At 46.3% G+C, this 26641-nt stretch carries 25 protein-coding genes; 19 read left to right on the top strand and 6 right to left on the bottom strand.

What is annotated here, in order from left to right; translation table 11 throughout:
* Position 1 precedes the first annotated feature (1 nt).
* The 14 genes from I8J31_RS05335 to I8J31_RS05270 all read left to right on the top strand — a co-directional run bounded on the left by I8J31_RS05335 (position 2) and on the right by I8J31_RS05270 (position 16646).
* The gene (locus tag I8J31_RS05335; RefSeq protein WP_199467256.1) at positions 2-1291 is read left to right on the top strand and encodes a TraB/VirB10 family protein; all 1290 of its coding nucleotides are present in this window, start codon (positions 2-4) and stop codon (positions 1289-1291) included.
* 74 nt (positions 1292-1365) lie between these two features.
* A complete protein-coding gene (traV, locus tag I8J31_RS05330) occupies positions 1366-1938 on the top strand; it encodes a type IV conjugative transfer system lipoprotein TraV (protein WP_199467255.1) in 573 nt (190 codons plus the stop codon).
* Positions 1935-2321, top strand: a complete 387-nt coding sequence (gene traA, locus I8J31_RS05325) for a TraA family conjugative transfer protein (RefSeq protein ID WP_000180225.1) — start codon at positions 1935-1937, stop codon at positions 2319-2321. The genes traV and traA overlap by 4 nt, the downstream gene beginning before the upstream one ends.
* A gap of 220 nt (positions 2322-2541) precedes the next feature.
* Positions 2542-3333 carry a type IV toxin-antitoxin system AbiEi family antitoxin gene (locus I8J31_RS05320; RefSeq protein WP_000095577.1) on the top strand — a complete coding sequence of 264 codons (792 nt, stop codon included), beginning with the start codon at positions 2542-2544 and terminating at the stop codon, positions 3331-3333.
* Positions 3326-4264, top strand: coding sequence for a nucleotidyl transferase AbiEii/AbiGii toxin family protein (locus tag I8J31_RS05315; protein WP_199467254.1), 939 nt, complete (start codon positions 3326-3328; stop codon positions 4262-4264). Before I8J31_RS05320 ends, I8J31_RS05315 begins: the two co-directional genes overlap by 8 nt.
* Before the next feature lie 131 nt (positions 4265-4395).
* The gene (locus I8J31_RS05310; protein WP_001228924.1) at positions 4396-5088 is read left to right on the top strand and encodes a DsbC family protein; all 693 of its coding nucleotides are present in this window, start codon (positions 4396-4398) and stop codon (positions 5086-5088) included.
* A complete protein-coding gene (gene traC, locus I8J31_RS05305) occupies positions 5088-7487 on the top strand; it encodes a type IV secretion system protein TraC (protein ID WP_199467253.1) in 2400 nt (799 codons plus the stop codon). Before I8J31_RS05310 ends, traC begins: the two co-directional genes overlap by 1 nt.
* Entirely contained in the window at positions 7480-7827 is a 348-nt protein-coding gene (locus I8J31_RS05300) for a hypothetical protein (protein WP_011788500.1), read from the top strand. Before traC ends, I8J31_RS05300 begins: the two co-directional genes overlap by 8 nt.
* A complete protein-coding gene (locus I8J31_RS05295) occupies positions 7811-8323 on the top strand; it encodes a S26 family signal peptidase (protein WP_199467252.1) in 513 nt (170 codons plus the stop codon). The genes I8J31_RS05300 and I8J31_RS05295 overlap by 17 nt, the downstream gene beginning before the upstream one ends.
* A 10-nt stretch (positions 8324-8333) precedes the next feature.
* A complete protein-coding gene (locus tag I8J31_RS05290) occupies positions 8334-9458 on the top strand; it encodes a TrbC family F-type conjugative pilus assembly protein (RefSeq protein WP_199467251.1) in 1125 nt (374 codons plus the stop codon).
* Positions 9442-10470, top strand: coding sequence for a TraU family protein (locus I8J31_RS05285; protein ID WP_199467250.1), 1029 nt, complete (start codon positions 9442-9444; stop codon positions 10468-10470). Before I8J31_RS05290 ends, I8J31_RS05285 begins: the two co-directional genes overlap by 17 nt.
* A 2-nt stretch (positions 10471-10472) precedes the next feature.
* Positions 10473-14165, top strand: a complete 3693-nt coding sequence (gene traN / locus I8J31_RS05280) for a conjugal transfer protein TraN (RefSeq protein WP_199467249.1) — start codon at positions 10473-10475, stop codon at positions 14163-14165.
* A 265-nt stretch (positions 14166-14430) separates the two neighbouring features.
* Positions 14431-15411, top strand: a complete 981-nt coding sequence (locus I8J31_RS05275) for a GlxA family transcriptional regulator (RefSeq protein WP_199467248.1) — start codon at positions 14431-14433, stop codon at positions 15409-15411.
* Positions 15412-15500: 89 nt separating this feature from the next.
* Positions 15501-16646 (top strand): epoxide hydrolase family protein, encoded by a 1146-nt coding sequence (locus I8J31_RS05270; protein WP_199467247.1) that lies wholly within the window; start codon positions 15501-15503, stop codon positions 16644-16646.
* A 137-nt stretch (positions 16647-16783) separates the two neighbouring features.
* On the opposite strand, the gene I8J31_RS21175 is transcribed toward I8J31_RS05270, so the two are convergent.
* Both I8J31_RS21175 and I8J31_RS05260 read right to left on the bottom strand, forming a co-directional pair.
* A complete protein-coding gene (locus I8J31_RS21175; RefSeq protein WP_369122884.1) occupies positions 16784-16921 on the bottom strand; it encodes a helix-turn-helix domain-containing protein in 138 nt (45 codons plus the stop codon).
* Between the two features lie 153 nt (positions 16922-17074).
* Entirely contained in the window at positions 17075-17950 is an 876-nt protein-coding gene (locus tag I8J31_RS05260) for a LysR family transcriptional regulator (protein ID WP_199467246.1), read from the bottom strand.
* Positions 17951-18078: 128 nt separating this feature from the next.
* On the opposite strand from I8J31_RS05260, the gene I8J31_RS05255 reads away from it, so the two are divergent.
* The 3 genes from I8J31_RS05255 to I8J31_RS05245 all read left to right on the top strand — a co-directional run bounded on the left by I8J31_RS05255 (position 18079) and on the right by I8J31_RS05245 (position 20108).
* Entirely contained in the window at positions 18079-18819 is a 741-nt protein-coding gene (locus tag I8J31_RS05255; RefSeq protein ID WP_199467245.1) for an SDR family oxidoreductase, read from the top strand.
* A gap of 37 nt (positions 18820-18856) precedes the next feature.
* Complete coding sequence (locus I8J31_RS05250; RefSeq protein ID WP_199467244.1) at positions 18857-19759, top strand: SDR family oxidoreductase; 903 nt, start codon at positions 18857-18859, stop codon at positions 19757-19759.
* 94 nt (positions 19760-19853) lie between these two features.
* Positions 19854-20108 carry a hypothetical protein gene (locus tag I8J31_RS05245; RefSeq protein WP_199467243.1) on the top strand — a complete coding sequence of 85 codons (255 nt, stop codon included), beginning with the start codon at positions 19854-19856 and terminating at the stop codon, positions 20106-20108.
* A gap of 30 nt (positions 20109-20138) precedes the next feature.
* Here the strand turns inward: I8J31_RS05245 and tnpC are convergent, their stop codons facing one another.
* Genes tnpC through tnpA form a run of 3 tightly spaced genes read right to left on the bottom strand, consistent with a single transcriptional unit; the run spans position 20139 to position 22434 of the window.
* Positions 20139-21674, bottom strand: a complete 1536-nt coding sequence (gene tnpC, locus I8J31_RS05240; protein WP_199467242.1) for an IS66 family transposase — start codon at positions 21672-21674, stop codon at positions 20139-20141.
* A gap of 50 nt (positions 21675-21724) precedes the next feature.
* Positions 21725-22087: an IS66 family insertion sequence element accessory protein TnpB gene (gene tnpB / locus I8J31_RS05235; RefSeq protein ID WP_199467241.1), complete on the bottom strand. Its 363-nt coding sequence runs from the start codon at positions 22085-22087 to the stop codon at positions 21725-21727.
* Positions 22006-22434, bottom strand: a complete 429-nt coding sequence (gene tnpA, locus I8J31_RS21260; RefSeq protein ID WP_438941486.1) for an IS66 family insertion sequence element accessory protein TnpA — start codon at positions 22432-22434, stop codon at positions 22006-22008. The genes tnpB and tnpA overlap by 82 nt, the downstream gene beginning before the upstream one ends.
* A gap of 556 nt (positions 22435-22990) precedes the next feature.
* Here tnpA and I8J31_RS05230 point away from each other — a divergent pair.
* On the top strand, positions 22991-24199 hold the full coding sequence (locus I8J31_RS05230; RefSeq protein ID WP_199467240.1) for an IS256 family transposase: 1209 nt from the start codon (positions 22991-22993) through the stop codon (positions 24197-24199).
* A 358-nt stretch (positions 24200-24557) separates the two neighbouring features.
* Here I8J31_RS05230 and I8J31_RS05225 read toward each other — a convergent pair whose 3' ends face one another.
* Positions 24558-25526, bottom strand: a complete 969-nt coding sequence (locus I8J31_RS05225; protein WP_199467239.1) for an MBL fold metallo-hydrolase — start codon at positions 25524-25526, stop codon at positions 24558-24560.
* Positions 25527-25683: 157 nt separating this feature from the next.
* Here I8J31_RS05225 and I8J31_RS05220 point away from each other — a divergent pair, with 157 nt between their 5' ends.
* The gene (locus tag I8J31_RS05220; protein WP_199467238.1) at positions 25684-26580 is read left to right on the top strand and encodes a LysR family transcriptional regulator; all 897 of its coding nucleotides are present in this window, start codon (positions 25684-25686) and stop codon (positions 26578-26580) included.
* The last annotated feature ends 61 nt before the right edge of the window (positions 26581-26641 follow it).

The raw sequence follows: 26641 nt of genomic DNA, 5'->3' as shown, positions 1-26641 counted from the left end.
GATGAAAGCACAATGGGAACAAATGAGCCCGAACATGAAGCGGGGTCTATCGGTTGCTGGTATTGCTGGTGGTCTCATCCTTATGGTGATGGTGTTTTCACCTAATCCTGACGATGGCTCAAGCAGTCGGAACCGGCAGGAAACGATCCGGCACATTCTTACGGATACCAATACTCGTGATGTTGGGGTCGATAGTTTGGCTGCGAACGTAAAACTACTCAGTGAGCGCAATGAACAGTTACGTCGTGAAGTTGAGCGCTTGCGTCGTGACGTCGATTCAGGACGGCTAAGCCCAGGTTCGCCTTCTATACCAAGTGAGGTCAATGCGGAGCTGGCCCGCCTTAGAGCGGAACTAGATGATGTTCGCGCTGGAGGTGATGCAGCAGTTGAAGGCACAAATAGCCGTTTTGAAGTGCCTTTATCTGCCATGGAATTACCTAAAGACGAAAAGCCACTGCCGTCTAACCCAGACGATTATTTTGCCAATGCGCCGCTGCCTGATCCGCTCTATCAGCAGCCAGCCAATGGCCAAGGTACACGAGCACGAGATGTTCCATTGCCGCCAATCACGATTCGTATGATTGAGCCTGAAGTGGTTGCCGAACCAGACGTTGTTGTGCAAGAAGCGCCGCCATTGTATCTACCGGCGGGCAGCATCATCTCAGGCACTTTGATCACGGGTTTGGATGCTCCTACTCACGAGTCCGCAAGACGCGAGCCTTTTCCTGCATTGCTGAGGATTCAAAAGGAAGCCATCTTACCCAACCGATTTAGAGCGGATATCAAAGAGTGTTTCTTGATCGCCGCAGGTTACGGTGATTTGAGCTCTGAGCGTGCCTATTTGCGAGGCGAGACCATTTCATGTGTGAGAGAAGATGGTGGCGTCATTGAAACACGACTGGATTCTTATGCCGTGGGTGAAGACGGCAAAGCCGGTATTCGTGGCCGATTAGTGTCGAAACAAGGCCAGCTGGTGGCCAAATCGATGATGGCCGGGTTCCTTCAGGGGTTGGCTGGCGCATTTGATGTAAATCCTGTGCCGACGATTCAGACGGGTAATGCCGGTGATACTCAGTTGTACCAGCAAGTCATGAGTCAAGAAGCATTACAAGGTGCTGCGATTAAAGGCACCGGTAAAGCATTGGATCGAGTGGCCAAGTTCTATTTGGACATGGCTGAAAATATGTTCCCAGTCATAGAGGTAGACGCTGCAAGGAAAATTGAAGTCATAGTCACTCGTGGTGCCTCGTTGTCGTTGGCCACTTCGCAAGGGGGAGGTGCAAGAAGATGAAAAAATCCTGCATGTTGCTAACCGATCGAAGTCCGTTTCAGACAATAAGATGTGTATCCAGAGGAGAGTTAACCATGACGACATCAATGCAGAACAACTCAAAGCACCAGCCAAAACAGTGGTCTAAAGCTGGATTACTTTTATTGGCAGTCGGCTCAACCTTATTGTCTGGCTGTAGTTCATTGGGTCTTGGGAGTAGTGAATATGGATGCCCAGGTATGCCTGACGGTGTGCGCTGTTTATCCGCTCGTGAAGTCTATGAGCTTACCAGTAATGGCGCTGCACCCAAGACGATTGATGCTGTGGCGACTCGAATTGGTTCTCCCTCTGGGTATTCACAATCTGATTTAGAGACAGGACTGCTGAGCCATCCGGCATTACCCGAGACGCAGCAATCTGCACCTATTCGCATTCCTTCAAGGGTAATGCGGATTTGGATTGCGCCTTGGGAGGATGACCGTGGGGATCTGAATTTATCCAGCTACGTGTTTACCGAAATTGAACCGCGCCGGTGGGATATTGGGGTGTCAGCACCTCGAACGGTTTCGCCAGTGCTACGTCCACTTCAGACTCAAAGCGATTCTGCCTCAGCGGGAGCTGATGGTAAGCGCGATAACTTGAGTATCTACGGAGAAACTAACGAATGACAAATGCAGTTCGCACCATTCAAACTCAGCGCCTAATGACTATTGGTGCGCTTGGTTTAATGGCGTTAATGATTTCGGAGCCCTCATTTGCGGGCACCGGTGGTGATGCTTTCACCGATGTGTGGGATACCCTAAAAGATTGGACCCAAGGTACTTTGGGACGGATCGTAGCGGGAGCCATGGTTCTGGTGGGTATTGTGGGCGGTATCGCTCGCCAAAGCTTGATGGCTTTCGCTCTGGGCATTGGTGGTGGTATGGGTCTCTACAACACACCAACAGTCGTTGAAAGTGTTATGTCTGCAACTTTACCTGTCGTTGCCAGCACTCAAGAAGTCATTGGCACAACCGTTCCAGCAATCAGTGCCGTTTTACTGGGCACCTGAATGTGAGCCATATTAGGCAGTTCACTTAAGGCAATCAAACTTAGGTCTACACAACATCGGGTTATTGGTGATGTTGTGTAGACCTTTTCATTTCAGCGACGCCACATTAACGAACTTGGTTTACATTATTTGGTATATTAATACCTAAGGTGTTAAAATTCCTATCGTAATAAACTATATGGTTTATACTGTTTGTGATATTCATACTTTGGGTGTTAAAATGTCATCTAAAATAAACTGGCTTGTTGCTCATACTTCTCCTGGTGCGCTAGTACTTCAGCAATGGCTGACTGAAAACGGCGTGAGCTACTCGTTGGCTCAAAAGTACGCGCAGAACGGTTGGCTGAAGAAGCTTAGTTCTGGTGTGTACTATCGTCCAAATGCGCAGGGCGATATAAAGCCAACTTGGGTTGATGCCATTCAAGCATTGGATGTGCAATTGGGCGTTCCAGTTCATTTGGCTGGACTGAGCAGCTTAACTCACCAAGGACTGAGTCACTATTTACAGCTGAACAAAGAGCAAGTTTGGATTTGCGTTAAAAACAAGTCGTCCTTACCGAAATGGTTTCGTGAATTCCCTTATCAGAATTGGTTTTACTGTGGAAACCATAAGCTTGAAGTGAATCCCGAGAAAGATTTGAAAAGGATCACGGTTAAAGAGAAAGAACTCACTGTCAGCTGTGCAGAACTTGCTGCCTATGAAGTGGTAGATGCGATTGGAAAGCTGATTTCATTTGAGCATGTCGCAGAATTATTTCAGGGTTTAGTCAATCTTAGCCCTAGAAAAGTACAAGATATTCTTGAACGAAGCAGCTCTGTTCAGGCAAACCGAATATTTCTATTTCTGGGTCGATACTACGATCACCAGTGGGTCAATCGCATAGATGAAACAAGAATTAAATTGGGGGCAGGAAAGCGGCAGGTTGTCGAAAAAGGACGTTTTGATGAGCGATATCAAATCACAGTGCCAGAGATATTAAGCGTCAAAAAAGGTGAACAACATAATGGATAAAGATAGCCCATATTACAAACAGGTTTCTTTGCTCATAAGAATGCTGCCTGTGGTAGCAACAGAGACGGTTTTTGCACTTAAAGGTGGCACCGCCATTAATTTATTTGTGAGAGATTTTCCTCGGTTATCTGTAGATATTGATCTTGCTTATCTTCCACTTGAACCAAGAGATGAGGCTTTGATTAATGTCAGGGCTGCATTGCAGCGCATTACAGACAGAATCAATACTCAACCAGATATCAGAGCGGCATTTCAGGATAATAAAGCTGATGAACTGAGAATAGTTGTATCAAGTCCGGTTGCGACGATCAAAATTGAAGTGTCGCCCGTCGCCAGAGGTACATTGCATAGTGCAGAAATAATGGCAGTTCAAGAGTCTGTTGAATACGAGTTTGGTTATGCTGAGATTCAGGTAGTCAGTCTTCCCGATCTGTATGGTGGGAAATTGTGTGCTGCAATGGATCGCCAACATCCTCGCGACTTATTTGATGTGCGTATGTTACTTGACAGTGAAGGGGTTTCGAGAGAGATTTTAGTGGGTTTTTTAACCTATACATTAAGTCATCCTCGGCCTATTAATGAAGTCATGTCGCCAAACTGGCAGCCGCTGAATGAGAAATTTCAGGCAGAATTTGATGGAATGACTTTTGAAAAAGTTGAATGCGAAGACTTAGCTTCTGTTAGGCCTATGATGTTAACTTCGCTGCAAAAACATTTCACAGAAAGGGATTATGCTTTCCTTATGTCATTCAAAAGAGGGCAACCTGACTGGGCATTGTTTGACTATCCTAATGCAGCAGACTTGCCAGCGATTCGTTGGAAGTTGCAGAACATAAACAAATTGGCAAAGAATCAAGCAAAACATCAAGAGCAATTAGATAAATTGAAGCAAGTGCTTGATGATTGGCTTGTTAACGCAAACGCCGAGTAATTCGTTTATAACAAACCTCAACGAGCTATAAGCCCCCTAGTTAGATTGCGATTTCTTCAATCTATCTAACCGAGTCCACATAGGACAACTGCATAGACTGGAGCCTCGATTTACATTAACGAGGACTCCTCATGCGAAAACTATCTCCAATCATTCTAGCGCTTGCGCTTTCTCCTTTGGTTCAAGCTGAACCTGTGTCTGAAGTGTCGCCCGTTGGCAAAATTGACGGCATGGTTTCTTTGCCGGTCACGGGTATGAAAGCGGTCGAAAGCAATGGCCGTATTGTTTTCATGTCAGACAGTGGCCGGTTCGTCATTGATGGGACGCTCTATGATGCCTGGTCGAAAAAGCCGCTTACTAGCCTTGAAGAAATTCGAGAAGCGGGAAACACGCTGGACTTAAGTCGTCTTGGCCTAAAAATGGATGATTTGAACCCACTGACGCTGGGCGAAGGCAAAAAGAAAGTGGTGGTCTTTGTTGACCCACGATGCCCGCATTGCCATGAGCTTTTGAAACAAGCTTTACCGCTAACCAAAGAATACACCTTCCAAATACTCCCTGTGCCAGTGCTTGGTCCAGATTCAGAGCGTCAGGTCCGCCAGCTTGGCTGTGCGCGTGACAAGAAAGCGGCCACCGATGCATTGCTGAATGGCCGGATTGGTAACCTAGAGCAGGATGATGCCTGCAACTTAGAGCCAATGCAGCGTACCTTGGTGACGGCTCAAATTCTGGGAATTCAAGGTGTGCCTTTCATCGTCGCCAATGATGGTCGCATCAGCCGAGGCCGTCCTTATGATCTTTCTGCTTGGTTGGAGGGGCGTTAATGAAAGCCTCTCTGTATTCAGGGCAACGCGCTTCAGAGCTATTGCCAGTATTGGCCTATTCAGACGATGAGCAACTGTTTTTCATGGAAGATCAAAGTGTTGGCTTTGGTTTTCTATGTGACCCATTGCCGGGTGGTGATGAGTCTGTTGCAGACAGGGTTAATGTTCTTCTCAACAACGACTGGCCAAAAGACACTTTGCTGCAATTTGGCCTGTACGCCTCGCCTGATATTCAAACCGACCTTCAGCGCATGATGGGCTTACGGCATCGTCAATCCGACCCATTGCTCAGGGCGTCGATACGCAAACGTGCGGATTTCCTCGATGGGGGCACGGTTCGACCAATAGAGGAATCGACCCAGACACAGGTACGCAACTTTCAACTGATCGTCACCTGCAAATTGCCTTTGGAAAGTCCTATACCGACGGAGCGTGATTTGAGTCGAGCATCCGCGCTGCGGGCTTCTTTCTCTCAGGCGTTGGCAACGGTTGGTTTTCGCGTCACGGAGATGACTGACCGCAACTGGCTCGCGGCATTAAGTGCGCAGCTTAACTGGGGAAAAGATGCTTCCTGGCGCAATCCATCACCAATCCGCAGTGAGGCAGATAAACCACTTCGAGAGCAAGTGTTGGATTATGACCGAGCTATCAAAGTGGATAGCCAAGGTCTGATGCTGGGTGATTACCGAGTTAAAACCTTATCATTTAAGCGCTTGCCTGAGCGGATCTGGTTTGGTCATGCCGCAAGTTTTGCGGGCGATATGATGACGGGTAGTCGCGGTTTACGCGGAAGCTTTTTGCTGAATGTCACCATTCACTTTCCCTCAGCCGAGGCGATGAGATCTCGTCTAGAGACGAAGCGTCAATGGGCGGTCAATCAGGCCTATGGCCCGATGCTCAAGTTTGTGCCGGTGCTTGCAGCCAAGAAAAAGGGGTTTGATGTTCTTTTTGAAGCCTTGCAAGAAGGTGATCGTCCTATTCGGGCAAATATGACCTTAACGCTGTTTTCCCCAACGGAAGAAGCGTCGATCAGCTCTGTTTCAAATGCTCGAACCTATTTCAAAGAACTTGGATTTGAGCTGATGGAAGACAAGTACTTCTGTTTGCCCATTTTCCTGAATGCCTTGCCATTTGGTGCTGACCGCCAAGCGATGAACGACTTGTTTCGATTCAAGACCATGGCGACACGGCATGTGATCCCTCTGTTGCCTTTGTTTGCAGATTGGAAAGGCACGGGCACGCCGGTGATTAACTTTGTTTCCCGTAATGGCCAGATCATGAGTGTGTCCCTTTATGACTCGGGCAGTAATTACAACTGTTGCATAGCGGCGCAATCGGGATCGGGTAAGTCATTCCTGGTGAACGAAATCATCTCCTCCTACTTATCAGAGGGTGGCCAATGCTGGGTGATTGATGTTGGCCGCTCTTATGAAAAGCTGTGTGAAGTCTATGACGGGGAGTTTTTACAGTTCGGGCGGGACAGTGGCATTTGCTTGAATCCGTTTGAAATCGTTGAGGACTATGACGAAGAAGCTGATGTACTGGTTGGGCTATTGGCCGCAATGGCCGCGCCTACGCAGTCATTAACCGATTTTCAGATGGCCAATCTAAAGCGTCAGACCCGTGAACTATGGGAGAAAAAAGGTCGTGCCATGTTGGTTGATGATGTGGCAGAGGCCTTGAAAAATCACGAAGACCGACGTGTGCAAGACGTGGGTGAGCAGCTCTATCCGTTTACGTCACAGGGAGAATATGGCCGCTTCTTTAATGGTCATAACAATATTCGCTTCAAAAACCGTTTCACCGTTCTGGAGTTAGAAGAGCTAAAGGGGCGCAAGCACCTACAACAAGTGGTGTTGCTTCAGCTTATCTACCAAATCCAACAAGAGATGTACTTAGGTGAGCGGGATCGTCGCAAGATTGTGTTCATTGACGAAGCCTGGGATCTGCTGACTCAAGGTGATGTCGGTAAGTTCATCGAGACGGGTTACCGTCGATTTCGAAAATATGGCGGCAGTGCTGTAACGGTAACGCAGTCGGTCAACGATTTGTATGACAGTCCTACAGGTAAAGCCATCGCTGAAAACTCGGCCAATATGTACCTGCTTGGCCAAAAAGCTGAAACCATCAACGCGCTCAAAAAAGAAGGCCGCTTGCCACTAGGTGAAGGCGGTTATGAATACCTGAAAACCGTTCATACCGTCACTGGTGTCTATTCCGAAATTTTCTTTATTACCGAAATGGGCACCGGGATTGGCCGCCTCATCGTCGATCCGTTTCACAAGCTGTTGTACTCGTCCCGTGCAGAAGATGTAAACGCGATTAAACAGTTAACGCGCAAAGGCCTTTCTGTTGCTGATGCCATCTCTCAGTTGTTGAAGGAGCGAGGCTATGAATAAGTCCACGCTTTGGCCATTTATGGCCTCTATTACTTTGTCTATTGCTGGTAGCGGTTTAATGACCAGCTGGCTCTTAATGAAAACACTCGAACCCATCCACAGCCAGTTGGCGTTAAGTACGCCCATTGCAGTCGTGGATTTTGGGGAGGCGGTGTTGTCACTGGGCCCCAATGCCAGTGAACAAGACATCGAATCCAGGTTGCTTCAGACCAATCAGCAAATTGAAAAGCTAAAAGCAGCCGGTTTTATCGTGCTGGATGCCCAAGCGGTGGTGGGTGCTGATGATTCCATATTTGTGCCAGTAGGCTCAAAGGAGGTGTCTCATGCAGATACTCCGTAAAAGAATGCCTTGGCGGCCATATCTCATCCGGTTGGCCGTTCTTGCGTTAATCATGGCCTTGGTAGGCACCTACGCCATGATGCGCTACCGAATAGGTATTGATACCCAGCAAGAGCGCTGCCTGCCTGATACCACGGTGTATTTGATTGACCTATGGAATAAAGAGCCCGTTAAGTATGGTTTGTATGCCTTCCACTCAAAAGGACTCGCTCCGTTATATAACGACGGTACTCGTATGCTGAAACGCCTAACAGGGATGCCTGGGGATGAAGTCAATGTGACTCCTGAGCATGTGCTAGTGAACGGTGCTGAAGTCTCTACCGGCATGGCATTAGCCCAGCGTCTTGGTGTGGCGGAATCACAATTTAGCCGCTCATTGACGCTGCAAGAAAACGAATATTGGTTTTCCGGCGAGGCTGCTACGAGTTTCGACTCCCGCTATTGGAATGCCGTTAAGCGCGAGCAGATTGTCGGTCGCGCTTGGCCGCTTTGGTAGGAGGTGGAAGATGAGAAGACTATGCCTCTTATTTTTGTTGGTTGCTCCATTGGCTTTTAGTCAAGTGTCCTGGGCACAAGAGCCTTATCCGTTGTCTGACGAGGACAAAAAGATCGTCGAAATGAGCCGCAGCATTTTACAAAGTGCTGTGGATGGTTCATCTGAATTTATCGAGCCTTTTTCACCGATTGAACAACCTAAGTCGCGCAAATACAACGATGAATGGTTGATATTTGCGTCGTCCTCACTGGGGGATTCGTCACTGAAGCAGCTTTTTAAAGAGGCCAGTGCTACCGGCGCTATTGTGTTGTTTCGGGGAATTCCTGAAGGAAAGACCTTGGGGGCGGCTATCCGTTATTGGCATATGCTGATGACAGGGCTTGATCCTGTTCCTCAGGTTCGAATCGATCCGAAAGCCTTTGTGCACTGGCGGGTGACTAGCGTGCCTGCCATTTTCCGCATAGAAGATAACAAGGTGACTGCAAGTGCACTAGGGGTTTACAGCAAGGACTGGTTGCAGCGTCAAATTGAAACAGGCAATACCGGTTCATTGAGTCAACGTGGTCCAATTCATTCGATTATAGAACCTGATTTGATGCAAGTGGCGATGCAGCGTTTACAGTCGATTGACCTGAGTGCGTTAAAGAAAAAAGCCATTGAGCGTTTCTGGTCTCGCCAAACATTTACTGATTTACCCAAAGCCACGCAGTATCGGATAAGAATGGTTGATCCAACCATCGTCATGCAGCGGCCACTATTGGATGCCAATGGCCGAACATTGATCCCAGCAGGAACGCGTATTAACCCGCTAAAAGCCTTGCCGTTCACTCAGCAGCTTGTTGTGTTTAATGCGTCGAACGCTGAAGAAGTGGACGCAGTAGCGCATTGGCTTGAGACGCAAGATAGGACACTGCGCCGCATTACGCTTATCACCACGCAGCTCGACCGTGCCCAAGGCTGGAATCGCCTCAATGCGCTCGAAAAGACATTGGATAGTCCGGTTTACCTTCTCAATGCCTCGCTAAAGCAGCGCTTTGATCTGCAAGTCACCCCATCGTTTGTTCAAGCGAAGGGGCTCGCGTTTGAAATAGAAGAAATTCCAGCAAAGGAGCTTGTTCATGAAAACGCTCAATAATACGTATCGTCTGATGCGGACTCTCGTTGTCATGTTTGCCCTAAGCGCATCTATTCCTGCAAAAGCCGAACTGACCTGCCCAGACGCGGGGTTATTGTCCGGCAAGTTGCTGACGGATGTTTGCTGGTCATGCATTTTTCCTATCCGGGTTGCCGGTCTTCCTCTTGGCTCTGGCAATGTCCCAAGCGGCGCATCAAACAAGTCATTTTGCTTATGTGAAGACAACTTAGGTGTGCCAAGGCCAGGTATTGTTACCAGCATGTGGGAGCCAGCGCGTTTGATTGAACTGGTCAGAACGCCAGGTTGTTCGCCTTCACTGGGAGGGATTCGCTTACCGTTAGGTGATAGGCGATTGCAAGGTGGTCATGGTGAGGGTGAATACGATACCGGTGATCTTGCTTTCTACCATTACCATTATTACGCCTTTCCGCTTTTGGTCATGCTCGATTTGTTCATGGATGGCAATTGCAATGCCGATGGTTACATGGACTTTGACTTGATGTATTTGTCGGAATTGGACCCAACATGGCTGAACGATGAACTGGCCTTTTTTACTCAGCCTGAAGCGGCTGCCGTTGCCAATCCATTGGCTATTTCGGCTTGTACCGCTGACGCTGCTTCATCAACGCTTGGTAAACCTATCGACCAGTTGTTTTGGTGTGCTGGCAGTTGGGGCCATCTCTACCCGTTATCTGGCCACACCTTAGCCTTTGGCTCATTAGCAGAAAACACCAGCCATTTAGCGGCGCGTGCAATCGCGGCTCAACACAGGCGTGGTCTTGCTAGGCGAACAATGGGGAACAGTGCGCTATGCCGACCTGTTATCGAACCCATGCTACCGAAATCCCAATACAAGATGAGTATGTTCTTCCCTGTACCAGAAACTGAAAGTGCGCATGTCATCGGTGAAAGCACCATGAAATGGGGAGAGTGGCGAACAATCCCAGGTGCTGGTGAAGATGCGCTCTATATTTTGTGGCGCTGGCAAGACTGCTGTAACTCGGGAGGTTAACTATGAAACCAACATTTTTTACCCGAGTGTTAGCGGGTATTTTATCTATCACTATGGCGTGCTTGCCCTTACATGGTGTGGCCGCTGATGTGCAGCGCCAATCCGGCCTAAGCGGACAACAAGAAGGTAAGCAATTACTGCAAAACTGGACGATGCCCGCACTCAATGGCAATACATTGTCGGTGCCGACTGGCAGTGGTAATGAGACGATTAACTTGCAAGAGCTTTTCCCTGGTATGGATCAGGGCTCATTGGATGTCTTAACGGGCGTTTATGGCTCTGATGCCAGCATGAATCAATTGGGGACGCAGCGCCAAGAGAGCATGGCATCCGAAAGTAGCGCTACGGGTGAGGCGTTTCGCTCGCTCCAGCAAATCAAAGACCGGTCTCGGCCAGATATGGTCAATGATCCGCTTTGGGCATTAACTGATGCGGTTCAAACTGACCCCAATCTATTAACCCAAAGCTTCCCCGGCTGTGAGTCTCAAGGTGAAGGCAGCCCAAATTACCAGCAATGTGACAGGCTCAATACAGCGGTTAACAGCTGCACTATTACTCACGATTACACGGCAGGCATTATTGAGCATGTTTCAGGACCAATGAACCTTCGCTCTTGTGGTGAGGGATGTCTTGAAGTTTGGATTGGACGAATAGGCGACAACTACTGGAGTGGCCGTTGTAAAGTGTTTGAACAGGCCATCACACTCAAAGTCGTGAACCCCGATGCGATTACCTCAGCCGTTCTTGAATACGCCAAATGGGATGACTACATGCAAGTGTGGCTTGGCGATCAGAAAGTCTGGTCTGGGCCGAACAATAACTTTCCACCAGAAACGGCAGGTCGCTGCGAGCTCAGTACCAGTTGGGAGCGCAATCCAAATACCGATCTCACTGCCAGGCTAAAAGCGGTAGATCCCGGTTTAGAAGTGCCGGTAAAAATTCGCGTATCGGTTACGGGTAGTGGTGAGGGGTATGCACGCATAAAGGTGCGCTTTGATCCAACCAAGGTAGTGATGAATGATAGTTGGTCGCCACAATCCTGTATCGAACAAGCAGCGGATATCCCGACGAAGTTTTCAGACTACAGCATTCAATGCACGGATCAGCCTTCTTCAACCAACGGATGTACGGTGGTCAATGGTGTTTCAGTTTGTGAATCCTACTTTGCCCCTAGCCCTGTGGCTGGCATATCGCCTTTGTGTCAGCGTGTACAAGTCAGTGTGGATGATGAAAGCTATAAGGGGATTGAAAATCAGGCCTGCCAAGTGCTTGAAGCGAATCCTTCCTGTGGATTCATGTCGTCAGAATGTGCCGAGACCAATGATAAAGGTGAATGCATTCGTTTTACCGATACCTATGACTGTGGATTGCAAACCAGCGATCCAAAGTGTGTGGTAACCAACCTTATGCCAAGTAGTTTTGAGGCCTGTGAGCCTACTCAGACGATTACGCCATTTACTGAAACCAAGCATGTACCGGATTACCAGGTGTGCGAGAAGATCAGCACGCTTACTGAGTGTCAGTTAGAACGACGTGTATCCGCTGAAACCCATCAACAAAGCTGGTCTATTGAGCGTGGTTGCTTTAGCTCTGAAACGCTCAGCTTTGTTCCACAGCACAGCAGTACTATGCAAACTGGGAACGCGATACTGAGAATTTTTGATAATCAAAATACTGAGATAAAAATCACCGAGTCGCCGTCCAAGGCAAATGGTTGGAAAACGACACTCTCACTGACGGGCAATAAGGAAACGGTGACTGAGACGAAACCGTCCATTAAATACCCTGAAATGACCTGTCCAAAAGGAACCTTGGTTGGTTCATTGTGTAAAGTCGTCAATGGGTCGATTATTTCGTGGCATGAACCTCAGGAAGTCACTCGTTCCAGATGTGAATCCGGCTGGAACAAAGTCGATTTCGATACTTGCAGCCGAGAAGTTCAGAAGTGTTTGGCTCCTGCGAAACTGAGCGCTTCATTGACCTTCTCTGGCAAGTACTTAGATCAGGAGGTTGTTCATCAATCAAGTGATCCAGGCATAGACCAATGTTTGATGCAAACGGATCAGTTTACTGCGGTGCAGTGGCAGTGTTTAGATACGGACACAAAACGAATCGACGGATTAACGGTTGGTAGTGGAGAGTTGGCGAATCTTGAAAGTCTTTATCCGGCGGTTGTTTCGTCTCCTGCTCATTTAACCAGTCGCGGCAGTTCTGATGGACTGGGGCTCTCATGCTGGAGGGCAAGAGCGACCTACAATGCTTCGACTGCTCATCCAGAGTTCAACATGGGCAACTCAGATAGCTGGGTAGATGCCAATGGTAATACACAAACCATCGTCAATAACGGACAAAACACGACCACCAATACGTGTGCCGCGCTAGAGCAAAACCCGGCCTGCCAGTATGTCAGAACCGAATGCACTGAAGGCGGGGCTGGTCATGAAGGCTTCTGTTATATCCAAAGTTTGGTGTATGACTGCGGACAAAGCGTTGAAGTGCAAAATGCTCGAATGGAAACTCAATACAACTGTGAGGGGCCAGTTCGCTGTATGGGCACAGATTGTTTAGAGCCAGAGTCAATCAAGCAGGCTAACTTTGCAGAAGCCGCTGCGATGCTTAATGCGGCGCAGTTTATGACCAATGATATGTCATGCACGGGCGCTGATGGCCAAGATAACGTCGAGTGTACGGTCTTTAAAGGTAATGCTGGCCAGTGCAAAAAAGCCGTTGGCGGCATAGTGGATTGCTGTGAAAAGCCAAGCGGAGTGTCGTTATCGGACTACATCACGATGATCGTGGCGGTTAACAAGCTTGATACGGCAGTCATGGCCATGAATCCGTCTTCGGCAATCTATGGTTCTTGGAATACGCTCAGGGAACCAATAACGAGTACCTGGAGTGCGGTCAAAGAGCCCTTTGTGTCTGCATGGGACTCTCTTATGGGGGCTGGGCCATCAACGGCTGCTGGCGCGGGAGCGGAGCAAGCTGCGACTGGCTTCATGCAGGTGCTGACCAACAAAACGGCTGAATGGGTAGGCACTACCTTTGGCTCGGGGGCGCAATCGGCACTGTTTAGTAACGTTGGTGGTGCTGTCGGAGCCGATGGTGTTGTTTCGGGTGGCAACTTTGCCTTGGGTGGCGCTGCGGGCGCGGTTCTGAGTACGGTTATGACGGCCTACATGATTTATTCAGTCACCATGATTCTCATTCAGCTTATCTGGAAATGTGAGCAGAGTGAGTTTGAAATGAACGCTAAGCGGGTATTGAAGAGTTGCCACTACGTGGGCTCTTACTGCAAGTCTAAGTTTTTAGGTGCCTGTGTTGAAAAACGGCAGTCATATTGCTGCTTTACTTCGCCACTTTCACGGATCATTCAGGAACAAGTGCGTCCGCAATTGGGCCTTGGTTGGGGCAGTGCGAAATCTCCCAACTGTGAAGGATTGACCGCGAGTCAGTTAAACCAGGTAGATTGGAGCCAAGTCAGTCTGGATGAATGGATAGGTATCTTATCGATCACGGGCAACCTACCTGAAATACCGTCACTGGATCTGGAACGACTCACCGGCTCAGGAAGTACGCTAAACGTGGATGGAAACCGTCAAAGTGCCGCAGACAGAGCCATTGAACGGCTAAACGGAATGGATGCCCAGAAACTGCGTCAGGAGGCGACGGAAGAAATTTCGGGAAATAATTGAGCGTATCCTTCTCAAATAGCTCCGCCAATAATATTCCATTTTGGTTACTTTAATGAGCTCTTTCTGCAATAGGTGACCATTTTGGCACTTCGTGATTACAGCTTGATCATGCTTCAGTTAAAGAGTTCATGCCCATTTCCGCGTTTGCGCAATAAAACCGAGAATAATTTAATTTGAGAATTGCCCAACTTTTACTAATCCTTTCATTCATTGGCTCAATATGTTGTATATTACAATTAAAGCCAAATGTGACTGAGGACTTATAATGAAAGATATTCTTATTATCGTACCTGAAGGTGGGATGTTGTTTGAAGCTGCGGGAGTAGTGGATATTTTTCAGCGAGCTAATCACTTTGTTGTTTCTGAAAATTTAGAGCCTCATTACTCTATTACAGTAGCCACTACACAAAAGCACCATGTCATCCACGGACAGTCAAATCTTAAGCTACTAGCTGATAAGCGTCTTTGCGATCTGAAACCTGATTATAAGAGGCATTCTGTTATTGTGACTGGCAGGGGACTTTCGACAGAAGAAAATACAGAAGTAGCTGAATGGATAAGTCTGTCTAAACCTTATAACAACAGAATTGTATCCATATGTGGTGGTGCTCTTATACTTGCTGAAGCGGGCATTCTTGACGGACTAAATGCAACAACTCACTGGCGGTTAGCACATGAATTACAGTCTCGTTTCCCTAGTGTAAAAGTTGATAACGGCCCTATCTTTGTAAAAGACCAAAATATATGGACATCTGCTGGGGTTAGTGCGGGGTTTGATTTAACACTTGCTCTAGTTGAAGATGACCTTGGGTTTGAAATAGCTCGAGATATTGCTCAAGATTTGGTGATGTTTTTACGTCGTCCGGGCAATCAGTCACAGTTTAGCCGATCGCTTATTAGCCAAGTCCCGAAATCAAGTCGAATTAATAATATTCATCATTGGATACTTAATAATTTGGCTGAAGATCTTTCTATTAACGCTTTGTCTGAGAGATTTTCCATGAGTCCGCGTAATTTTACTCGAGTATTTACAAAAGAATCCGGCTTGACACCGGCAAAATATGTGGAAGAAGCAAGGTTAGAAGACGCAAGGCGACGTTTGGAACAATCCTCTTCAACACTTAAACAAGTGGCTCTTGAGGCTGGATTTGGATCCACTACAAATTTGCGACGTGTTTTTGAAAGGCATCTGAAAGTTACGCCAGAAGAATACCGTTATCGATTCTCTCCACGAAATCTGTCCTAATTTGTCGTTTATATGTCCTTTTAGTCATTTCTATCAATTTCTATACTTTTCGTAAAAGCTGAATTACAGATTATAAGAAGAAGGTTGGTATGGGCATAAAACCATTTAAAATTGCTATCCCTCAAATGCAGTTAGACGATTTATACAAGCGTTTAGAAGCGACACGTTGGCCAGTTTTACCTAAAAATGATGATTGGAAACGTGGTACTCATTTGGACTACTTGCAGTCTGTGGTTAGATACTGGGTCGATGACTTTGACTGGCGAAAAGAAGAAGCAGAGCTAAATCAGTTTTCTCATTATCAATGTGAGGTCAAAGGTGAAAAATTGCATTTTATCTATCAGAGAGGCAAAGGTAATTCACCGACACCACTAATTCTAACGCACGGGTGGCCAGATTCATTTTATCGTTATCATAAAATCATCCCAATGTTGACAGATCCTGAACGATTTGGCGGCAGCAATGCTGACTCTTTTGACGTAATTATTCCATCTATACCTGGTTTTGGGTTTTCCGAGCCTTCAAATAGTTCTGGTCTGAACAATTCCCAAGTTGCTGAATTGTGGCACGAGTTGATGACGATGATACTAGGATATAAAACTTACATGGCAGGAGGTGGAGATATTGGTTCTGGAGTTTCTCGTTACCTTGCTGCTAAATACCCAAATAGTCTTATTGGTTTGCATCTAACAGATGTTGGTATTATTAGGGACCTGTTATCTACTCAAGACTCTCATTGTTCTGATGAAGAATTGAACTACAAAAAATCAGCGATGAATTGGTTAAATCAGGAAGGTGGCTATATGTCACTTCAAGCGACTAAACCTTCAACTTTGGCATTTGGTTTAAACGATTCACCTGTGGGACTAGCATCATGGATAATAGAGAAATTCAGAAGCTGGAGTGACTGTGATGGACATTTGAATAAAAGTTACAGTAAAGATGAGTTACTTACAAATATCATGATTTATTGGTTTACTGGAACAATAGGCTCATCAATAAATATGTATTATGAAAATATGCATGGTTTACCATCGCTAGACGATTTTAATGTCCCTTGTGCAATAGCTAGGTTTGGTGCCGATATTTTATTGCCGCCTAAGATATGGACTGAAAAAAAATATAATGTCGTTCAATGGAATGATATAGCCAAAGGTGGTCATTTCACGGCAATGGAAGAACCTATATTATTTGTTGAAGATATAAGGCGTTTCTCTCGAGCGCTAAAAAAATAATTTTTATGTGTCGGTTAAGGAGTTGCATTCGGGAATAAGTATTTTTATCTTTGTTGATGAGTATATTCATATCCAACACGCATACCTGGGAAAGGCAAGGCGATAGCGTGAATGCTCAACTTTTAACTGTATTACTTTTAATTAATGCAATTAGTATAAGTCCATCTAAACAGATATCGAAGAAAACGACTTCTCCGCTTACACACGGTTTGATTCGAAGTAGAAAGCCTCTCGGCAACAACGGTGTTACTTCGCCCTTGCGCGCACTCTAGAATGATTCTAGCTCGAAAAGCGAGTGCTTGCGACGACGAGTCCAGGGCTCTAGCTGATCAACGTCATCGCATTTGATATCAATTCAGCGAGCAGACGACCAGCCGTAGTAGGCTCCATGAAGGAAAGGAAACAGCCAATACAATACCACCTATTATTTACTGAATTTCGGAGCTAAAAACGTTTTGTAACCATTCGGTAAATATACGCACTCTTGCTGAATGACTTCGATGTGGTGGATACAAAAGATGAACCGGCGATGAGGGAGGGAGATAATCATCTAATAAGGTAACGAGTCTTCCTTCAACTAAATCCTGCTCAATATGATAGCGAGGTACTTGAATAATCCCCAGCCCCAACCGGCAAGCTGCAACTAATGTTTCGGCTGAATTGACTTTCATCGATGATTTTAACGTTTTTGAAACGACTTTTCGGCCAATCGTGAACTCCATTGGTAACGGTTCATTAACGCTTGAGGATTGAAAAGCGACCGTCTGATGATGGACGAGTTCCTCTACATTTTCTGGGTGGCCGAATTGCGCTAGGTATCCCGGTGCGGCGACGGTGATTTCTTCCAATAGTGCAATTTGTTTAGCCACCAAATATTCCGACTTAGGTGTGCCGACCCTGAGAACACAATCGATACCCTCACTGACCAGGTCAACCAATTTATCACCCTCGCTGAGATAAAGCTGAATATCAGGATAGGCCGCTAGAAATTCAGGGAGGCGGGGAAGGACAAAATGCCTCCCAAGGGTGCCATGAACGTCTACTCGTAAGCTTCCTTTGGGTTGAAGCCCTGAAAAGTAATTTTCCATATCTTCAAAATCAGCCAGTAAGGAAAGACAACGCTGATAGTACGCTTCTCCATCAAGTGTGGGAGTGACTTGACGTGTTGTTCGTTCCAGTAGTCTGACCGAAAGATGCTTTTCTATTTGTTTGATAGCATCCGTTACCGTGGAGCGTGGCAGATTCAAATCTTCGGCTGCCTGAGAAAAACTTCGCCTTTCATAGACGCGTGTAAAAACACGCATACTCTCTATTCGATCCATATTGTTTGTGATTGTCGGATTATGATGACGGATTTTAGTTGATTATCCGAAATATACAAAGTGCTAAGCTTATCCTCAATCTTAATACTTGGTTAATATAGGTGGCTAATATGAATGAACAAGACAAGAAAATCGCTATTGTTACTGGCGCATCACGAGGTATCGGCGCAGAAATCGCCAGACGTCTGAGTAAGGATGGTTTTACCGTCGTGGTGAATTACTCGGGTAGTGAAGCTGCGGCACAAACAGTTGCCAGCGAAATACTGGCACAAGGTGGTAGCGCTCTCGCTGTGAAAGCAGATGTCTCGAACTCAACTGAGGTAAGCGCCTTGTTTGACAAAGTGGAAGAGACCTATGGTGGGGCTGATATTTTAGTCAATAACGCTGGTGTCATGGAGTTGGCGCCCTTGGCAAACGTTGAGGATCACAGTATCGAACGTCAGATCGATATCAACCTAAAAGGCACTATTTACGCTTTAAGAGAAGCGTCAGCTCGTTTACGTGACGGTGGTCGCGTCATCAACTTCTCTACCACGGTTGTGGGTTTGAAGCTTGAAAACTACGGTGTGTATGCGGCGACTAAAGCAGCGGTTGAGACATTGACAGGCATTATGGCAAAAGAAATGCGTGGCCGTAACATTAATGTGAACTCAGTGGCTCCCGGTCCAACGGCAACGGAGTTATTCCTTAAAGGCAAGCCAGATGAGTTGATTGAGCGTATGGCAAAAATGAACCCTTTGGAAAGATTGGGCACACCGGAAGATATTGCGTCTGTTGTGGCTTTCCTTGCAGGTCCTGATAGTGGTTGGATCAATGGTCAAGTGCTGCGTGCGAACGGTGGCGTAATTTAATGTCACTTGATTATCAAGCTCACACGAGGGCATTGCTATGTCACAAAAAGTTATTTTAATCACGGGTGCATCAAGTGGCTTTGGTCGTTTAACGGCTGAAGCCTTAGCACGCGCTGGACACATCGTTTATGCGTCCATGCGTGATGTAAACGGACGTAATGCGCAAAACGCGCAAAAAATGAAAGATCTAAGTGTGAGCGAGAAAATCTCGTTACGCCCTATAGAGCTTGATGTGCAGTCTGAGGTATCTGTTAATTTAGCCGTTGAGCAATTGGTGGCAGAAACCAATGTGATTGATGTTGTCGTTCATAATGCGGGTCACATGGTATTTGGACCGGCAGAGGCTTTTACGCCTGAACAACTAGCGCAGCAGTACGATGTAAACGTGTTGGGAACACAGCGAGTTAATCGTGCCGTGTTACCGCATATGCGTAGGCGTCGTGAAGGTTTGTTGGTATGGGTCTCCAGTTCCAGTTCGGCAGGGGGGACGCCACCATACTTGTCTCCATATTTTGCAGCCAAAGCCGCAATGGATTCGTTGGCTGTGCAATATGCGCGTGAATTGAGTCGTTGGGGTATTGAGACCACGATTGTGGTTCCTGGTGCTTTCACCAAGGGGACTAACCACTTTGCTCACTCTGGCATACCAGTGGATGCTGGTCGTGCAGAAGAATATGAAGCAGGTCCGTACGCTAATTTTGGTGACACCATTAAACAGGCTTTTGATGCGATTGTTCCAGAAGACGCTGAACCGGGGCCTGTTGCGGATATGATTGTGGATGTGGTGGCACAGCCTTTTGGTACTCGCCCATTCCGCATCCACTATGATCCGGCTCAGGATGGTGCAGAAGTTGGTTTTGCAGTTTTGGATCGATTACGTGCAGAAATGCTTCATCGTGTTGGCATGTCCGATTTACTGACACCACATGTAGCAGGTTGACCTTTGTCACCGATAACGTTCTCCGTCGTTCATTTCAAAAAGATAACGGTATGTATCGATTGGGGTGCACGCCGTTTTTTCGAGTGAATCTATTATGCATACAGTAATGGTTATTGCTTGTGGTGGAGTGATACTGGCTTTATTTGTTACGTTAAGCAAACTCTGGCATTTGGATATTACCGCTACCCCTTGGGGGTTAGTCCTATTTTGCGTTATCTGGATAGTGATATCACTGATTAACATGTATATGGGGATCAGTAAAGCAGGCTATTCCTTGCAAGATGAGCTGTACGTATTGCCTCAGGTGCTATTGACTCCTATTGTATTAGCTTATCTTAATCTTCGCTAAAAAAGTAGTAAGCGATCCATAAACTCCAGCCTATATTTCTCTCACCATCTCCCGTACTGTACTCACATTCAGATGCCAGGGCAGTAAGGCTTCGTAGTCTTCCACACAGGTCGCTTTGGGCAGGGCTTTAAAAAGATATTTCAGGTACGCATACGGCTCATGGCCATGAAACTTGCACGTTTCAATAAGGCTGTAAAAACGGGCATTGGTCTGCGCACCCCGTGGGGTATCGGCAAACATCCAGTTCTTACGGCCGGTGGCGAAGGGTCTGATGGCGCGTTCATTGGCATTGTTGTCGATGTCCAGGAAACCGTGTTCACAGTAGCGGATCAGTCTGGGCCATTGCTTCAGGGTGTATTGGATCGCTTTGCCCAGTGTCGATTTTGGCAGTACCGTCTGTGCCTCCAGCCAGGCTTTGAACTCTGCCAACAGAGGCACGGCTTTGTCCTGACGCTGTTGATAACGCTGATCATCAGTGAACGATTGATCCCGGGCGTCGGCTTCGATCTGGTACAACGCCTTAAAGTAGGCAATGGCGGTGGCCGCTTTGCTTTTGGCAATGGCTTCCTGTCGGGACAGTTGTTTCAGCGCATCGGTGAATTTTCGGCGGGCATGAGCCATACACCCGACCAGGGTGATACCCTGTGTTTCCAGACAATGGTAGGCGGCATAGCCATCGCATTGCACGAAGCCTTGATAGTCTTTGAACAGGGATTTGGCCACCTCGGAAGACCGATGCGGCGAATAGTGGTACAACACCACGTCCTGTCCGGGTAACCCGCCCTGACGGACCCAGACCCAGGAGGATTTGGAGACATCCCGGTCCGGCTCTTTGAGTACCTGGATCGGTGATTCATCACAATGGGTATAAGGCCCTGCGCGAATGCTGTCTTCGAACAGGTTGAGCAGAGGTTGAACCTCATCGCTCAGGTGTATCAGCCAACGGGCCATGGTGTTGCGGGGCAGATAAATGCCACCCCGGTCATGCTGGGCCTGCTGTCGGTGCAATGGGGTACCATCGACATATTTGGCCGTGACAATCTGTGCCAGCAGCCCCACAGTCGCATTGGTTTTAGGCAGAATCTGAAGGGGCTTAGGGGCGGTTTTTAAGGCTGAGGGCGCATGACAGGCACAGCAACCGTAGCGGTGTTGTACCTGTTCTATGACAATATACTGCGCCGGAATAAATTCGTATTGTTCGGTCACGGTTTCGCCGATTTTGACCAGCGTTTCGCCACAACCACAGAGGCGTTCGGATTCCGGCAGTTCATACTCAATGCGATGACGCGCCAGAGTGTCATCACAGCGGGCCCATTTGCCACGTCGTTTTTGAGGACGCCTGACAGTGATCGTATCGTCATCTTCGAGTGTCGATGGATCCGTCTGAACGTCCGGCACCGATTCCGGTTCAAATAACGCCAACTGATCCTCGGACAATTGCTCAGAAGACGGCTGGTATTTTTGCCGCAACAGCAAACGTAATTGCCGTTCCAACACGGCAATCCGTTCGTTCTGCTGCTGTACCAGATCCATCAGAGCCGGTTTGTCTAAATCCGTTATGGTCATGATGCGCAGTGTATCGTTACTGTCCGCATTCGACCAGTGTTTATGCATCGTCAGCGAGTGGTCATACCCGATACCGATTTCAACGGCGCATGCGGCTTGAAGCGGAAAATATCATACCCGTCCAGCAACATATTCAGTTCCTTAACCGACACCTGAGCCGGCTCACCGGCTTTGGGCCAGCAAAAGCGATTATCTTCCAGGCGTTTATGCCAGATGACAAAACCGTTTTTCTCCCAATAGAGGATTTTCAATTTATCCTTACGTTTGTTGACGAACACAAACAAGCTTTTACTGAACGCAGAGACGGTCATACTCTGTTCCACCAGGGCGCTCAAACCATCGATCTGCTTGCGCATATCCACGGGTTGAGCGTACAGATAAACCTGAAGAGAGCTGTTACCGGGACGAACCATAAGGCCTCCTGTAGCAATCGCAGGCAGCGCAGAAACAGTTGGCCGTCGGTCTGGGCGTGATAGTGCAACTGTATCTGACCCATGGACAACATAATCCCATCCGTATCGGAGACAGGATCAGGCCTGACCAGTACCGGCAAAAAAGCGTCCTGTGCCAGGGGATGTTCTGTGGTAGATGGCTGAGCGTGTAATCGCTGTTTCTTTTTAAGCGTGTGTTTCCAGGCATAAAACAGATCGGGGTTGATGTCTTGCTGGCGACAGAATGCCGCCATGGACTGTCCACTGACCGACCATTGGTGGATCAGATAAGACCAGTATTGTTGTCTGGGTGTGAGTGATGGAGTCATCTGTGCCTCTGATGTGTTGGGAGGCTGGTAGTATTGCGGATGTCTCAGCTGGTTGGCAGACTGGGGTTTGTGGATCGTTTACAAAAAGTATGCGATTAAGTAGTTAGCATGAGAAGACTTCGCTAACTTCAACCAACTGTGATTCCTATCAAAGCAACTGAAGTGTCATACCTTCCCTTGCGGAGCAGCTCTTCCGACAGTCCTAGACTGTTGGCGATCTGGCGCAAAGAGATTTCGGCAGCAAGGAACAGCCGAAGTATGTCTTGAAGTTTAATCTTGGAAATCCTCTTGCTCATCGCGCGCTTCATTAATCAAAAAAAGAAAGGCGCAGATTACGGGTTCAAAAACTCTCAACAAGAGGTTGCAGTGGGAATTTTGCGAAGCATGAACACGAATTTTGTGACGAGAAAAAAAGGTGTTCTTGTATAATGCCCCTAATGGTAGAGAAAATGTTCGGAGTCAATTTATCTTGATTACCCATGACCTTCAGTTACTGAGACTGTAACTAAAACTGTGTAATTGCTTATTATAAATCCTGACTAGGAGAAGGTAAGCAATGAACCCAAAAGACCTTGAAGCTTTCGCAAAGGAAGCAGCTAAATCAATCAAAACCGAATCTGACTTGGATGCATTCAGACAAATGCTGACCAAAGTGACCGTTGAAGCCGCGCTGAATGCCGAGCTTGATGAGCACCTTGGTTACGATAAGCATGCACAGTCAACGAATCCCAATAGCCGTAATGGCAAATCTCGTAAGACAGTTAAAACGGAAGCTGGCCAATTTGAATTAGAGACACCACGTGATCGTGATGGCAGCTTTGAGCCCCAGCTAGTACAAAAGGGTCAAACGCGCTTCACGTCCATGGATGACAAGATTTTAAGCCTTTATGCCAAAGGTATGACTACGCGGGAAATCGTAGCCACATTCAAAGAAATGTATGGCGCAGATGTTTCACCTTCATTGATATCGCGTGTCACCGATGCTGTTATTGAGCGTGTTGTTGAATGGCAATCTCGTCCTCTCGACCCTGTTTACCCCATTGTCTACCTGGACTGTATTGTTCTTAAAATTAGGCAGGATAATCAGGTAATCAACAAGTCTGTTTACCTTGCTCTGGGCGTGACAATGGAGGGTCACAAAGAACTGCTGGGCATGTGGATCTCAGAAAATGAAGGCGCTAAATTCTGGCTAAACGTCTTAACTGAGCTACAAAATCGTGGTCTGCAAGATATTTTGATTGCCTGTGTAGATGGTTTAAAAGGTTTCCCAGATGCAATCAACAGCGCTTACCCCAATACACGCATTCAGCTATGCATTGTGCACATGGTCAGAAACGCTGTCCGGTATGTTCCCTGGAAGGACTACAAGGCCGTCACCACTGATTTAAAACGAATTTACCAATCAGCAACAGAGGATGAAGCTCTGCTCGCGCTAGATCAGTTCTCGGAGCGTTGGGATACCAAATATCCGCAAATATCGCGTAGTTGGCGAAGTCATTGGCATAATTTGAACACACTGTTTAGCTATCCGCCAGAAATACGTAAAGCGATCTACACAACCAACGCGATCGAATCGCTCAACAGCGTTATACGCAAAGCGATTAAAAAACGGAAATTATTTCCCACCGACGATTCGGCTAAAAAAGTCGTCTTTTTGGCAATTATGGATGCCTCAAAAAAATGGACGATGCCGATTAGAAATTGGAAGGCTGCACTTAATCATTTTATGATTGAATTTGACGAACGATTAAGTGATTATGTTTAAACCGCAGTTACACAGAGTTATTTACAGTCTCCAGTTACTCAGAGTTTAGTTCTTCTTCAGCATCACCACTTTTTCGATTATCAATGTCATTGCCAAGCAACACATCTATTTGATATGAGCTCATGATAATTGAAACCAACTTAATAATCATGAGTGGAAAAATGATTATTTGTTCCACAGATTTATATCAAGCCCACTTAAGTAAACGATTGTATTCACATCTTATGGTCAAAGAATGGATACCCTGATGCTTATGCATTAGGGTATCTAGCTAGTGTATTCTTTCTGTTCGAGCATAAAGAATATTTGATTAGAAAAACACTATGCTAACGAAAATACATGTGTAATGTACGAAACTTTAATATGCGTCATTAACATAAGTAATAGGAATCCATGTATAACGACCACCTTCTCGTTTTAATCTACCCAAACCAGGGAATGAAATATGTGCTGGCGCGACTAGATAACCCTTTTCAGCTGCGTCTTCGAAAGCCTGAGCACGTTGCTGTCGGGCCATTTGGGGGTTCACATCAAACTGAATTGTAACCGATGGGTCAATAAACTGCACGGGACCAACGTGAAGAATATCACCCCAAAATACTAATTTTTCTCCTTTGCTGGATAGCTCAAAGAATGTGTGTCCAGGAGTGTGTCCAGGAGAATTAATTGCTTTGATATTGGGAAACAATACATCCCCACCAATAAAGGTTTTGACTTGGCCTGATTGTACATATGGATTAACTTTTTTGAAGGCTTGCTCAAAATATTGTTTCTGGCTTGCTATAGCCGATGCTTTGTTTTTGGCATCTAGCCAGTAATTAATCTCCTTCTTGTGTATATGTATTGTGGCATTGGGAAAAACTTTCTTGTTTCCATTCATTAATCCTCCAGTGTGATCAGTATGTATGTGGGTTATCAATACATCGGTAATATCTTCTACTTTGTACCCAATGGCATTCAAGCTTGAAGGAAGCTTGTCTAGCGTAGGTCCATACAACTCTGCCGTTCCTGCGTCAACTAGTATCAACCTGTTCTCAAGTTCAATCAGAAAAGCGTTAACTGACGCATCAATAGGGCTTTTTAAATATGATTTTGCTAATAGTCGACCAATATACTCTGGTTGCGCATTCAGTACTGCTGTGTCCAATGGCACAGTTCCATCCGACAAAGCCACTACATCAACTTCTCCCACCCTAATCCGATAGTAGCCTGCTTGTTTTTGATTCAGTTTCGGCTTGGAGACATTATCATCAGCAGCTGTATAAAAAGCGACCAAGAATAAAAGCAAAAAAAAGATAGCCTGCGATAAATGTGTATTGTATTTCATAATAATTCCAATTTAGTCCAAAACTTGACAATATCTCTTAACCAAGAGGAGATAAATGCTCTTTTAAGTCATTTAATATTTCTATTAAGTTGAGAATGATCGATCTTTACTTTTGAAGAAGAGTAATCAAGCTGTTAATTGCCTGGGGGAGTTTATAGTGATAGATAGTATCTTTGACATGAAAGTTTTTACGACGGTTGTAACTACAGGTAGCCAAACAGCTGCTGCAAATAAACTGGATGTTTCACTTGCTGTCGTCAGTAAACGAATAGCCTCACTAGAAAAGCACTTGAAGTTACGATTACTAAATAGAACGACTCGGAATCAATCTCTAACTTCTGAAGGCCAAGTCTTTTATGAACACTGCACACGGATACTAAACGAGGTAGAGAAAGCAGAATTATCTTTGACTCAAGCCAAGTCAGAGGTAGCTGGCCTGTTGTCTGTTACAGCTCCACGGATTTTTGGGCAAAACTATGTTGTCCCTTTGCTAACATCATTTAAAAAACTCCATCCAGATTTGCAGGTTCGGCTTATTTTGTCTGACAAGAACGTTGATCTTGTCGCATCAGGGATCGACATTGCATTTAGGTTTGGTGAACTAAATGAGTCGACGATGTTATCACGAAAACTTGTATCAAACTCAAAAGTATTCTGTGCCTCACCCAGTTATATAAAAAGCTATGGTTTACCAAAAGAACTGATCGATCTCGAAAATCATAGCTGTATTCTTTATGGTAAAAACCCAAAACAACAGTGGGATATTCACCAACATGATAGTCATCTTTCTGTGCGCATAAACGCTGCTTACTCAGTCAATGAAGGAGATACAGCACTTTCATTTGCTTTAGAGGGCGCGGGGATTCTGTTCAAGTCGATTTGGGATGTTAGACAACATATAGCCGAAGGAAGACTTGCCATAGTTTTGCCTGAATATTCAAGTTTAGCTGGAAATATCAATATAGTTATAGCGAGTTCAAAGCAACTCATACCAAGAGTTCGTAAGTTTATTGATCATGCTGAGGTTTCGTTACACAGCATCGTGAAAAGTTAAAATATTACCTAAAAATTTTGTAAAAATCTCGTGAGTGAGGGAGTGCCATTAAATAATTTGA

Origin of the sequence: Marinomonas transparens, assembly GCF_016463975.1 — a bacterium.
Taxonomy (GTDB): domain Bacteria; phylum Pseudomonadota; class Gammaproteobacteria; order Pseudomonadales; family Marinomonadaceae; genus Marinomonas; species Marinomonas transparens.
The sequence above is the reverse complement of the archived record's forward strand: the minus strand, read 5'-3'. Positions and strand labels throughout refer to the sequence as shown.